A 12,756-nucleotide genomic window follows, 5' to 3' on the forward strand; every position below is an offset into this window, starting at 1 on the left:
GACACAACACGGGAAGGGTGCTTTTCTTATGAAAGTTTAAATCGCTGGACGGTTTCATTTAACCTCGCCGTCATACTCATCAATTCTTCGACCTGTTTGTTCATTTGATGGAACGATTGCAGCTGTTCATTGGCTGAGGCAGAAATTTCTTCGCTGCCAGCTGCTGTTTCTTCTACCACTGCACTAATATTTTCAATCGAGTGCAGCACTTGTCCGCCAAGTTCTGTTGATTGCATAATTTGGTCATTTAAGACCGCCATTTCTTGTTTAATATGCTGCGCTTTTGTTTCTATATCTTCAAAGGAGTGTGAGGTTTTGTCCATCGCATCCTGCTGCTGAAGTGAAAGCTTGACCCCTTCTTGAACAGTTTGACTAATGGATTGAATGCCTCTTTCAATATGACTGACCATGTCAAAGATTTGTCTTGTTGCATTAGACGATTCATCCGCAAGCTTGCGAATTTCATCTGCTACAACAGCAAAGCCTTTTCCAGCTTCGCCTGCTCTTGCCGCTTCAATGGCTGCGTTTAAGGAAAGCAGGTTTGTTTGGTCCGCAATGTCAGAAACCGTTTTGGCCATGGCCGAGATTCCGCTGGCGTATTGCGTGAATTCTCCTGCTGATTCTTCGATTTGTCTCGTCGCATGTGTATTTTTTTCAATCGCTTTTTTTGTTTCTGTTAACGTGTGCTTTCCGCTTTCTACGGCTTCGATGGCATCCTCTGTACTGCGGATGACCGTTTGTGAGCGTTCGGAATTTTTACGTCCATGCTGGTCCATTTTCTCAATCAAGCTGACGCCGTGCTGGAGATCTTCTGAAATCGCTTGTGATCCATTGGCCATTTCGTCTGTCGAAACAGATACTTGATTCGCAGACTCCATCATCTTTTTGTTTTCATCATTCAGGTGGATCGAGAATGTCTCTACTCGGCTTGAGACATTGCTGATTTCTTTAATCAGACTAATCAGCTGATCTGTCATTTGATTAAAGGATTCATTCAAGCCGCCGATTTCATCCTTGCGCTGAATATCCATCCGTTCCACAGCAAGATTGCCTTCTGCGATCTGCTTTGCTCTGTAGGATAGTGATTTAATGGGTGTCACGATGGATCGTGTTAATCCAATATTCAAAAAGACGGCAATGACAATCAGTGTGAGGGCTGAGACGAGTGCACTTGTGATAATCCATTGGACATTGTCTGCTGCAGCCTCTAGATTTTGTTTATACGCTTCTTCTGCCCTTTTATTCATCGTATGCACATCGTTTAAAACGCCATCAATTCTTGCTGCCACACGTCTTGCATCCGATGCGTTTTTTTCACCAATGGCATTGTTGGCTTCCTTGGTCCACGTGTCATATTTTGAATTTAACCTTGTTAATGCCTCTTTGTTCATATTTCCTGCATGTTTGTTTAACGTTTGCAGCTGTTTTTTTGCTGTAGAAATATCGTTTTGAACGATCTCTAGCTGTTCATCTGAGAGTGTCATCGAATAATTGGTCATGGCTTGTTCGACACTTTCAAAGCTTGCCTTCGTTTTTTGTACATTTAATAAGGTTTGGACATCTGTCTCATTTGATGATTGGATTTTTGTCATGCTGACAATGATAAAGGCGATAACGCCAACTGCTAAAAGAAGTGAGATAAGTGAGTTGAGTAAAATTTTGACGCGTAAGCTCATGATGCGTCCCCCTCTTCTTTTAGCAGCGTCTGCTTCAGACCATTTATTTTTTTGGTCAGTGTCTCAGCATTTTTCAGGATCCGGATTTTTGCCATATCGATTCCATCATTGCTTAAGTCATAGACAACATGCCCGCTTTTCATTTGATTGTTCTTAACGAGCTGTTCGCTGAATTGATAGACCACTTCATCGACTTTTTTCACCATAGACGAAATGACCGCTTTTTCAGCAGTATAGTACTGATCGCTGTCTACACCAATAGCATATTTACCCTGTGACTGCGCTTCTTTTAATACACCGACACCTGAGTAGCCGGCTGCGGCATATAGAACGTCTGCTTTCTTTTTGATCATGTCTTTGGCTATTTTACTCCCCTTGCCTGCATCACTAAACGTACCGGCATAGGTGGATAAAATCTTGATTTTTGGATTGACTGATTTGGCGCCTTTTTGAAATCCTTTTTCAAAACGATGGATGACATCTGCGTCAACACCGCCAACAAATCCAATGACATCGCTTTTCGTTGTCATTGCAGCAAGTGCCCCCGCTAAATAGCTGCCTTGCTCTTCTTTAAACGTCACAGAGGTCACATTTTTCAGCTCAGATACGGCATCAATAAGCAGGAACTGCTTCTTCGGATATTTCTTCGCGACTTTTTCTAGGTCTTCTTGCATACTGAAACCTACACCAATGATGAGATCATTTCCATCTTTCACTAGCTCTGTCAGCCCTTTTTCATATGTATCAGTTTCTGCAATTTCTCTATAATCAAATTCAATGCCAAGCTCATCACGTGCTTTTTCTAATCCTTTAAATGATGAATCGTTAAATGATTGATCACCAAGACCATCATCTGTGAGCATAACGCCAATATGCTTCGCAGTTGATTTTGGCGCCCCTTCCTGTTGATTACCGCATGCGGCGAGCACCATAAGCATGGCTGCCATCAGAAGTAATGATATTTTCACTTTCATCCAAAAACACACTCCTTTTATCATCCTTACTCCTTTTTTATCGGATTTGAGGGGCGTTGTTTCAATGATATAGTGAAGGTTTTTCATGACTTTTTTCACAGAAAAAATCCATTATTTAAGACAAAAATAAAAAAGTGAGCGAATGCTCACTTTTTCTCGTATGTCCAGCCTTCTTTTTGGTAAACTAGATCATTTTTCATGAGATGACCTAGTGCTCGTTTAAAGGCTGCCTTGCTCATTTGAAATCTTTCGCGGATATCCTCTGGATCACTTTTGTCTCCATAAGGCATGGCGCCGTTTCTTGTTCTCATATAGGTTAAAATTTCTTCTGCATCGACAGATAATGCATCCTGTTTTCTAGGAAGCAGAGAAACGTTTACGGTTCCATCCTCTTTCACTGCAATGACGCGTCCTGTAACGGTCGATCCTAATCTTGGCTCTTCCTTTCGTTCCGTGCGGTGAATAAACCCTCGCACGCCTGTATCTGTCAGCATAAAGGAACCTGTCGCAATTAAACGATAAATGGTTCCAGTGATTTCTTTGTTCATTAAGGTTTCTGGTGCCTCAGTGAACAATTCACTGATCACGTCTTCTGTGGCTGGTTTTGCGAACATTCTACCGTAGCTTGTGACTTTCAGCATACAGTAGAGTTTGTCTCCTTTTTTCGGCCATGCTTCCTCAAAAGGCGGGAGGTGTTCTGTTGCAACAAGTGCATCCTTTGACAGCCCAACATCGACAAATGCGCCCATGTCTTCTACCACGTCCACGACTTCTACCCAGCCGTATGTATGTGCGTTAATTGTAGGTATTTTCATCGTGGCAGCGAGTCTTTCTTCATGATCTACATATAAGTAGACCTCTACTTCATCTCGGTCACCAATATCTTCTGTCATTTCACTGCGGTGTAAGAGGACCGAATCTTCACCGTCTGTCAAAAAGTAGCCGTATTCCATTTCATTCTCTATTTGCAAGGTCAGTTGCTCACCTGGTCTCATGTTCTCTTCCTTCCTATCTGCCCATAAAAGAGCGTTCATTCATCTTTTGATTCACTCTATTCTACTATACTTCTCCCCGCATGAACATCTCTAGTTCTGTTAGCTAAAGTGGACAAACTGGACACGATTTATACGGCTGGCGGCTGTACTCTTTGATAAAGTTTTCTTCTTCTGCCATTTGCATGATAAAATAGACGCAATATCTAAACTTGGAGGTCATGTGTGATGGCAAAAGAAAGCTCATTTGACATTGTATCGAAGGTTGAACTGCCTGAAGTGCAAAACGCTGTTCAAGCAGCACTGAAAGAAATTAAAAACCGTTATGATTTTAAAGGAAGTAAAAGTGATATTTCTCTCGAAAAAGAAGAGCTCGTTCTCATCTCTGATGATGACTTCAAACTTGAGCAGCTAAAAGATGTGCTTGTGACAAAGCTGATCAAACGAAATGTTCCAACTAAAAATATCGATTATGGAAAAACTGAGCATGCCCTAGGCGGTACAGTGCGCCAGCGTGCGAAGCTCATCAGCGGGATTGATCAAGACAACGCCAAAAAGATCAACGCCCTCATCAAGCAATCTGCATTAAAGTGAAATCACAATTTCAAGATGACCAAGTGCGTGTGACAGGGAAAAATAAAGATGATTTACAAGAGGTGATTTCTCTTATGCGCAAGGCTGATTTGCCGATTGATGTCCAATTTATAAATTTTCGATAAATTTCAAATTTTCCATTGATTATTTCTGCATTTTTCGTTACAGTTGATGGAAGTTCAATTCATTGACATGTTCATATTGCTTTCTTATCAAGAGAGGCAGAGGGACTGGCCCTGTGAAGCCTCAGCAACCGGTGTAGTAGAAATCTATTTTCTATGACCAAGGTGCTAAATCCAGCAAGCAACTGCTTGGAAGATAAGGAGAAGAATTACGATACAGCCAAAAAGTCTTCTTCTTATCAGAAGGCTTTTTTTGTTACATAGAAATAAGGAGGAATACAATGGGCCTATTACAAGACTTACAAAACCGCGTACTGATAGCTGACGGAGCGATGGGAACACTTTTATACTCTTACGGCATTGACCGCTGCTTTGAAGAATTAAATTTATCGAAAGAGGATGAAGTGAAACGCGTGCACGAAGCATATGTGCAGGCAGGCGCTGACATCATCCAAACGAACACATACGGTGCGAATTATATTAAACTATCCCGCTACGGCTTAGAGGAAGAAACGAAACGCATCAATACAAAAGCGGTACAAATTGCAAAAGCAGCCGCAGGCTCTGCTTATGTACTCGGAACAATTGGCGGCATTCGGACGTTTAACAAAAATGCCTACTCTATAGAAGAAATCAAACGAAGCTTTAGAGAGCAGCTGTACATCCTATTAAATGAAGAACCTGATGGATTATTGCTTGAAACGTATTATGACATAGAAGAAGCGAAGGCTGTTCTCCAAATTGCCCGCAAAGAAACGACTCTTCCGATTGTCATGAACGTCTCTATGCATGAACAAGGCGTTTTACAAGATGGTACCCCGCTGAAGGATGGTTTATCTGAGTTATCATCTCTTGGTGCAGATGTTGTCGGCATCAACTGCCGGCTGGGCCCTTATCACATGATTCAGGCACTAGAAGGTGTTCCACTTTTGGAAAATTCGCATTTATCTGTCTATCCTAACAGCAGTCTCCCCTCTCTTGAAGCAGGCAGACTCGTCTATGATACCGATAACGATTATTTCCGAAAAAGTGCACTTGAATTTAGAAATCAGGGCGCACGTATTATCGGAGGCTGCTGCGGAACAACGCCCCAGCATATTAGCGCAATGGCTGAAGCGGTCAAAGATTTAGCGCCGATCACTGAAAAAGAAGTGAAAGTGTTAAAAGAAGAAATCATTTCAATCCAAGACCAGCGCACTGAACCAGGTCTTGATGAGCTTGCTGTGAAAAAACGATCGATTATCGTAGAGCTTGATCCGCCGAAGAAGCTGAACTTCGAAAAATTTCTCGTTGCTGCAAATGAATTAAAGGATGCTGGTATTGATGCATTGACGTTAGCCGATAATTCTCTTGCGACTCCGCGCATTAGCAATGTCGCTTGCGGCGCATTATTAAAGCAGCAGCTCGATATGCGTTCTCTTGTTCATATCACATGCCGCGACCGTAATTTGATTGGACTTCAATCTCATTTAATGGGGCTCGACACCCTTGGATTAACCGATATTTTAGCGATCACAGGCGATCCATCTAAAATTGGAGACTTCCCAGGTGCAACATCTGTATATGATTTAACCTCCTTTGATTTGATTCGTCTCATCAAACAATTTAACGAAGGCCTTTCTTTCTCAGGAAAGCCTCTTGGCAAAAAGACCAATTTTTCAGTGGCTGGCGCGTTTAACCCAAATGTGCGCCATATTGATAAAGCAGTCAAACGTCTTGAGAAAAAAATCGAATACGGTGCTGATTATTTTATTTCACAGCCTGTTTATTCTGAGGAACAGCTTGTGAAAATTCATGAGGAAAGCCGCCACTTGGATAAACCGATTTACATCGGCATTATGCCATTAACAAGCAGCCGAAATGCCGAGTTTATTCATCACGAAATTCCAGGCATCAAATTATCTGATTCTATTCGTGACATTATGGCCAAAGCTGGCGAGGATAAAGAAAAACAGCGAGCAGAAGGCTTAGCGATTGCCCGCTCTTTATTAGATACAGCCTGCGAATTGTTTAATGGCATTTATTTAATTACTCCTTTCCTTCGATCAGATTTAACAGCAGAACTGACCACCTACATCCATCAGAAAGAAAAGGAGTCTAACGTCCATGTCAACTATCACTGAACAGCTCAAAAAACGCATCCTCGTCCTTGATGGGGCAATGGGCACAATGATTCAAAACGCCAACCTGACAGCAGAGGACTTTGGCGGAGAAGAGTATGAGGGCTGTAACGAGTATTTGAATGTGACAGCCCCTCACATCATCTCTAAGATCCATAGGGAGTACCTCGAAGCAAATGCTGACCTCATTGAAACAAATACGTTCGGCGCGACAGAGCTCGTCCTTGATGAATATGGGCTTGGCCATCTTGCCTATGAACTCAATTTTCGAGCTGCGCGGCTGGCAAAGGCAGAAGCAGACCGTTTCTCCACACCGGAGCAGCCTCGTTTTGTTGTAGGCGCAATGGGCCCGACAACGAAAACATTATCTGTAACAGGCGGCACAACCTTTAGTGAGCTCGTCAGAAACTATGAAGAACAGGCCCGCGCTCTGATTGACGGTAAGTGTGATGCCCTTCTTTTAGAAACAAGCCAAGATATGCTGAATGTAAAAGCTGGATTCAAAGGGATTCAGGAAGCCTTTCAGCAGACCGGCATTCAATTACCACTCATGGTATCAGGTACGATTGAACCGATGGGCACCACCCTTGCTGGTCAGGATATCGAAGCCTTTTATATCTCTCTTGAGCATATGAAACCCATCAGTGTGGGCCTGAACTGTGCGACTGGTCCAGAATTTATGACAGACCACATCCGCACGCTCTCCTCCATCGCAAAGTCAGCGGTGAGCTGCTATCCGAATGCTGGTCTCCCAGATGAAGAAGGCCTATATCATGAATCCCCTGCTTCTCTTGCTAAAAAAATCGCCGCCTTTGCTAAGGAAGGCTGGTTAAATATCGTCGGCGGCTGCTGCGGGACTACACCTGCGCATATTCAAGCATTGTCAGATGAAGTACGCACGATTCAGCCGCGTCATATCACTCGAGAATCACCGCAGCATACCGTATCAGGAATTGAGCCCCTTATTTATGAGGATTCAATGCGTCCTCTTTTTGTAGGCGAACGGACCAATGTCATTGGTTCTCGCAAATTCAAACGGCTCATTGCGGAACAAAAGTTTGAAGAAGCAGCAGAAATTGCTCGTGCTCAGGTGAAAAATGGCGCTCACGTCGTTGATGTGTGTCTGGCTGATCCAGACCGTGATGAGACAGCAGACATGGAAGGCTTTTTACAAGAAGCCATGAAAAAGGTGAAAGCTCCTTTTGTCATTGATTCAACGGATAAACACGTGATTGAAAAGGCACTCACCTATTCTCAAGGGAAAGCCATCATCAATTCCATCAACCTTGAGGATGGCGAGGAACGCTTTGAAGAGATTCTTCCTCTTGTGAAGCTATATGGCGGTGCACTTGTTGTTGGCACGATTGATGAAATAGGAATGGCCGTGACAGCAGAACGAAAGCTTGAAATTGCTGTACGTTCTCACGATTTGCTAACGAAGAAATATGGAATTCCCGCAAGTGACATCATTTTTGATCCGCTTGTCTTTCCCGTAGGCACTGGAGACGAGCAATATATTGGCGCCGCTGAAGAAACGATCAAAGGCATTAAAATGATTAAGGAAACCCTGCCTGAGTGCCTCACTATTTTAGGCATTAGCAACGTATCTTTCGGACTTCCGCCTGTTGGCAGAGAAATCTTAAATGCTGTCTATTTATATCATTGCGTGCAAGCAGGACTTGACTATGCCATTGTCAATACAGAAAAGCTTGAACGCTTCGCTTCCATTCCAAAGGAAGAAATCAAACTAGCTGAAACCTTACTTTATGAAACAAATGATCAAACACTGGCTGAATTCACCCAATTTTACCGCGGCAAAAAGAAAACGGAGAAAAAACCAAAGGTCTCCTTATCACTTGATGAAAGGCTGGCGCTCTACGTCGTCGAGGGAACGAAAGAAGGTCTCATCGATGATCTATCCCTTGCTTTGGAGCATTATGAATCGCCGCTTCATATCATCAATGGCCCGTTAATGCAGGGAATGGCTGAAGTTGGTCGTCTTTTTAATCAAAACGAACTGATCGTAGCCGAGGTACTCCAATCGGCAGAGGTCATGAAAGCATCTGTTTCGTTTCTTGAGCAATATATGGAAAAGCAGCATGCAAGCGGGAAAGGAAAGATTCTGCTTGCCACCGTTAAAGGAGATGTCCATGATATCGGGAAAAACCTTGTCGACATCATTTTGAGCAATAATGGCTTTCAAGTGGTCGACCTCGGCATCAAGGTGACTCCTCAAACATTGATTGAAGCTGTGCAAAAGGAAAAACCAGATATGATTGGATTATCAGGCTTACTTGTAAAGTCCGCACAGCAAATGGTACTAACCGCTCAGGATTTACAAAAAGCAAACATTTCTGTTCCTATTTTGGTCGGCGGTGCTGCCCTTTCTCGTAAATTTACAAAAATGAAAATTTCGCCTCATTATGATGGGCCTGTTCTTTATGCAAAAGATGCTATGGACGGACTGTCATTAGCCAATGAGTTAAAAGCAAATCCACTGCAATTTCAAACAAAGCCGCCAGAAGAGCCAGCGGCACCTATCAAGGAGAAAGAAGGAAAGCAGCCGAAAGCTGTCATTGAATTACTAGAAAAACGCGCATCTCTCCCGAAAGCACCGGTATTTACGCCAGAAAATACCACACGCCATTATGTGAAGGACATCGATTTGCATCATATTATGCCATATGTGAATGAACAAATGCTCATTGGTCATCATCTCGGTTTAAAGGGAAAGGTCAAAACCTTATTAGCTGAACAGCACCCAAAAGCATTGGAATTAAAACAGCTTGTCACAGATCTTCTAAACGAAGGCAGAGAGAAAAACTGGTTTGCGCCAGCATTTGTGTATCAATTCTTCCCTGCCAGTTCAGACGGAAATGATTTGCATATTTATGATCCCGAAGAACCTGACCGCATCATTGAAACGTTCCAATTTCCAAGGCAGGAGAAGCTCCCGTACCGCTCTATTTCTGATTATGTACGGAAAAGTGATGAAAACGAGAAAGATTATATTGCCTTATTCGCCGTCACAGCCGGCGCGCGTATACGTGAAGTCGCGCAGCAATTTAAGCAGGAAGGAGATTATTTAAAAATGCATGCTGTCCAAGCTCTGGCACTTGAGCTTGCAGAAGGATTGGCTGAAAGAACCCACCAAGTGATTCGTGACAAATGGGGATTCCCTGACCCAGTCGATTTTACAATGGACAAACGATTCCAAGCGAAATATCAAGGGCAGCGCTATTCCTTTGGTTATCCAGCGTGTCCAAATCTTGAGGACCAAGAAAAGCTGTTCAAGCTGCTTCAGCCTGAAAAAATCGGCATCCATCTGACAGAAGGATTCATGATGGAACCTGAAGCATCTGTTTCAGCGATCGTCGTTTCCCACCCTGAAGCTCGATATTTTAATGTTCATTAAGACTAGAACCTCCGTCATTGGGGGTTCTTATTTGATACACGCTGAGAGGAAAAGGATCTTCCTTTTCCTTTTTCTTATGCCTTCATATGGTACGATACATATAGATGAAATCAGCTAAGAAGGAGTTGCATTGTATTGGAAAACGTTGTACAACGAACTTTAACACTTGATGACATACCCGATCTTATCGCATTGTCAAAAGAGGTCGACTGGCCTGATTACAATGAGGATGAGCTTACATCTCTTTTAACAAACGGATATTTTACAGGTTTTTCAACAACAGATGGACAAGTGATCTCATGTGCGGGACTTTTCCAATATGATAAAGCAGCATCAATTGGTGCCGTTATTGTATCTGAGACGCATCGCGGCTTAGGCCTTGCGCGGAAAATGATTGACACCCTGCTTCGCCGGAGCGATCAAAGTGTTCCTGTCGTTTTAACTGCTACTGTACAAGGACAGCCCGTTTACGAAAAAATCGGATTTCAAACGGCCGGCTATATTCATACATACAAAGCACAGACCACGAATCCATCGGCTTTTCGTGTGTCAGGCGGGATTCACCTTTCTCCTGCTGATGAAGCGGACCTTCCGTCTATTGAAGCACTTGACGAAAAAGGTGCAGGCACCAATCGATCAAGCTTTATAAGAAAGCGAATGAAACGAGCATCGTTCCGGCTGATCGCAAAGAATGAGCATCATGAAACAACTGGCTTTGCATTTGGCATCGAAACCCCTGCTAATCTAATGATTGGACCGCTTACAGCAAACGACGAACAAACCGCTCTCTCGCTCATCCAATCACTCATCTCGTCTTATTCAGGGGCAATTCGTATAGATATGCAGGAAGAAACTGCTGAGCGCCTGCATGAAACACTTGTTGAAGCAGGATTTACGAAAACAAACGTAGCCCATTTTATGATGATTCGCGGGAAAGAAAAACTAAATGATCCCGCCCTTTTCTATTTTCTTGCCTCTCAAGCATTTTCTTAAAAAACAAACAAGCTGTAGACACTTATTGTCTACAGCTTTTCTATTACTTCTCCCCAACTGACGAAAGAACATGAGCGAGTGCATTTGTGACCTTCCCATGCTCTGATGCATGCGGGCGGTCATCACCATCTCCATAGCCATAATCAATCATTCGATTACGATTTAAGCAAAGCTTTGTCAGCTTCGGCTGGAATAGATCAAATAATTCAAAACGGTCTTTTAGCTGTGGAAATTGCTTTTGATACTGCTGAATTTCTTCCGCAAGCAAACGCCAAAGAGTCGTTTCATCTAACAGATTGTGATTGTCTAATACGTTGGATACATAACGCAGATTGCAAATAAATAATCCTGTAAAGATAAATTGTACTAGACCTTCTGGCGGCTCACTGCGCAGCACTTCTTTTAAATCTTCTTCTAGTGAAGCTAATTCAGGCAGCGGCTGGTCACTTATATTCACATCATCAACGAAATCTTTGATCGCCAAACGATGCGGCTGATGATTTTTTAACACAAGAATTGTATTTTGCCCATGCGGTGAAAAGACTGTGCCGTATTGATACATAAAGTGCAGCAGCGGCGGCATCACGACATGGAAGAACTTCGTCATCCATTCTTTTGCTGAGAGACCTGATTTTTCAATCAGCTGCTTGATATACGGCTCACCTTCATGATCCTCGTAAGTAAGTGCCGCAAGTGTAACAGGGTTCTCCCCTTCTTCTAAGTACGTATAAATGCTTTCTCTAAAAATGACACCGAGCATCTCAAGATATTGATACGGCGCACCAGGCAGTTTGCTGTAGTATGGATGATCGACATTGATACTTGCATTCTCACCTGGTAAAATGACGCGGCACACATCAGATAAAAATGAGTCTTGATCGGCAATCCCTTTAATATGCGCTGTAATGCGCGGGGCAATGACCGTACGTTCTGATGGGAGCCCACGGTACACGAGCGTATTTAAAATACTCATTGGCAGTTTAATATGATGCTTGCCTTTATTTGAGATATTTGTAAAGGTTCTGATCGACTGCTGCGGGATATATTGATCCAGCCCCTCTCCCAAATATACAATCCGGCGCAAGGCCAAATCTTCTGGGAAATGCTGAATAATCATATGCGTCCACTGCCACTGATGAACAGGCATCATATAATAGTCAGCTGCATTCAGTCCTTCATCCTTTAACACACGCTGAAATTGACGAATCGTGACTTCATCTAATTCTTTGGCGATCACCTGCTCATAGTTTTCATGATCGACTGCATGGAATGTCGCAAGCTCTCTATGTACAGCAATCCAAGACAGCTGCACACATTCCTGCCGTTCTGGTGCATAGGCTAAGTAATCATCGTAGCTGAATCCTATACGTCCTTTGTTATACACAATCCAAGGATGGCCTGTCATTTCTCCTTCAATCCATGCATAATCCGTATCTGTCAGTTCATCCGCACGAAGTGCTTTTTTCGACAGCAAATGGACATCGGCTAACAAAGTATGGTGAAGCTCTTTGATAAGATGGCCTGTTGTGTCAGAGGACATTGGGATGATCGGCTGAATGTCTAGTAAAAACACAATGGCACTGACATCCTTTGACCATTTTCCATCTTGACAGCACTCAATTGATTCAGCGATTGTATCAAAACTATCAAACAACCGAGGTTTTGCCAGATAACGATATTTCTTATGTTCGTGAATGGTTAATTCATACTGGGCGATGCCATCCTTACAATCCAGCTCTACAGGATGAAGCATGTCCTCATACATATATTCAGACAGCATTTTTGCCACCATTCGCTGGTTTGCCTTTTTCCAAGCAGCAGGATTCACCGCTTTTTTCAATTCATCTTGTACACTCATCGCTTCATCCTC

General features: G+C 43.0%; 7 protein-coding genes, 1 pseudogene and 1 riboswitch. Of the genes and pseudogenes, 4 read left to right on the forward strand and 4 right to left on the reverse strand.

Annotated features, from left to right (window positions below):
• Positions 1-26 precede the first annotated feature (26 nt).
• The 3 genes from EV579_RS04020 to EV579_RS04030 all read right to left on the reverse strand — a co-directional run bounded on the left by EV579_RS04020 (position 27) and on the right by EV579_RS04030 (position 3,645).
• The gene (locus EV579_RS04020; RefSeq protein WP_041117103.1) at positions 27-1,676 is read right to left on the reverse strand and encodes a methyl-accepting chemotaxis protein; all 1,650 of its coding nucleotides are present in this window, start codon (positions 1,674-1,676) and stop codon (positions 27-29) included.
• Positions 1,673-2,650, reverse strand: a complete 978-nt coding sequence (locus tag EV579_RS04025) for a BMP family lipoprotein (RefSeq protein ID WP_073204678.1) — start codon at positions 2,648-2,650, stop codon at positions 1,673-1,675. The genes EV579_RS04020 and EV579_RS04025 overlap by 4 nt, the downstream gene beginning before the upstream one ends.
• A gap of 146 nt (positions 2,651-2,796) precedes the next feature.
• Positions 2,797-3,645: a CvfB family protein gene (locus EV579_RS04030; protein WP_025093387.1), complete on the reverse strand. Its 849-nt coding sequence runs from the start codon at positions 3,643-3,645 to the stop codon at positions 2,797-2,799.
• A 225-nt stretch (positions 3,646-3,870) separates the two neighbouring features.
• Between EV579_RS04030 and EV579_RS04035 the strand changes: the two are divergent.
• The 4 genes and pseudogenes from EV579_RS04035 (at position 3,871) to EV579_RS04050 (ending at position 10,886) form a co-directional block, all read left to right on the forward strand.
• Positions 3,871-4,361 (forward strand): annotated as a pseudogene (locus tag EV579_RS04035) (YajQ family cyclic di-GMP-binding protein).
• Between the two features lie 81 nt (positions 4,362-4,442).
• Positions 4,443-4,561, forward strand: a riboswitch (SAM riboswitch).
• 78 nt (positions 4,562-4,639) lie between these two features.
• Positions 4,640-6,481, forward strand: a complete 1,842-nt coding sequence (locus EV579_RS04040; RefSeq protein WP_034621789.1) for a bifunctional homocysteine S-methyltransferase/methylenetetrahydrofolate reductase — start codon at positions 4,640-4,642, stop codon at positions 6,479-6,481.
• Positions 6,465-9,893 carry a methionine synthase gene (metH, locus tag EV579_RS04045; RefSeq protein ID WP_133743999.1) on the forward strand — a complete coding sequence of 1,143 codons (3,429 nt, stop codon included), beginning with the start codon at positions 6,465-6,467 and terminating at the stop codon, positions 9,891-9,893. The genes EV579_RS04040 and metH overlap by 17 nt, the downstream gene beginning before the upstream one ends.
• A gap of 135 nt (positions 9,894-10,028) precedes the next feature.
• The gene (locus EV579_RS04050) at positions 10,029-10,886 is read left to right on the forward strand and encodes a GNAT family N-acetyltransferase (RefSeq protein ID WP_133744000.1); all 858 of its coding nucleotides are present in this window, start codon (positions 10,029-10,031) and stop codon (positions 10,884-10,886) included.
• 43 nt (positions 10,887-10,929) lie between these two features.
• On the opposite strand, the gene EV579_RS04055 is transcribed toward EV579_RS04050, so the two are convergent.
• Entirely contained in the window at positions 10,930-12,744 is a 1,815-nt protein-coding gene (locus EV579_RS04055; protein ID WP_133744001.1) for an IucA/IucC family protein, read from the reverse strand.
• Positions 12,745-12,756: the final 12 nt, after the last annotated feature.

This window comes from Bacillus sp. BK450, from assembly GCF_004364885.1.
Lineage (GTDB): Bacteria > Bacillota > Bacilli > Bacillales > Bacillaceae > Bacillus > Bacillus safensis.

Coding starts and splice junctions, on each gene's coding strand:
- EV579_RS04020 (WP_041117103.1), bottom strand. CDS start 1,676: ATGAGCTTACGCGTCAAAATTTTACTCAACTCACTTATCTCACTTCTT.
- EV579_RS04030 (WP_025093387.1), bottom strand. CDS start 3,645: ATGAGACCAGGTGAGCAACTGACCTTGCAAATAGAGAATGAAATGGAA.
- EV579_RS04025 (WP_073204678.1), bottom strand. CDS start 2,650: ATGAAAGTGAAAATATCATTACTTCTGATGGCAGCCATGCTTATGGTG.
- metH (WP_133743999.1), top strand. CDS start 6,465: ATGTCAACTATCACTGAACAGCTCAAAAAACGCATCCTCGTCCTTGAT.
- EV579_RS04040 (WP_034621789.1), top strand. CDS start 4,640: ATGGGCCTATTACAAGACTTACAAAACCGCGTACTGATAGCTGACGGA.
- EV579_RS04055 (WP_133744001.1), bottom strand. CDS start 12,744: ATGAGTGTACAAGATGAATTGAAAAAAGCGGTGAATCCTGCTGCTTGG.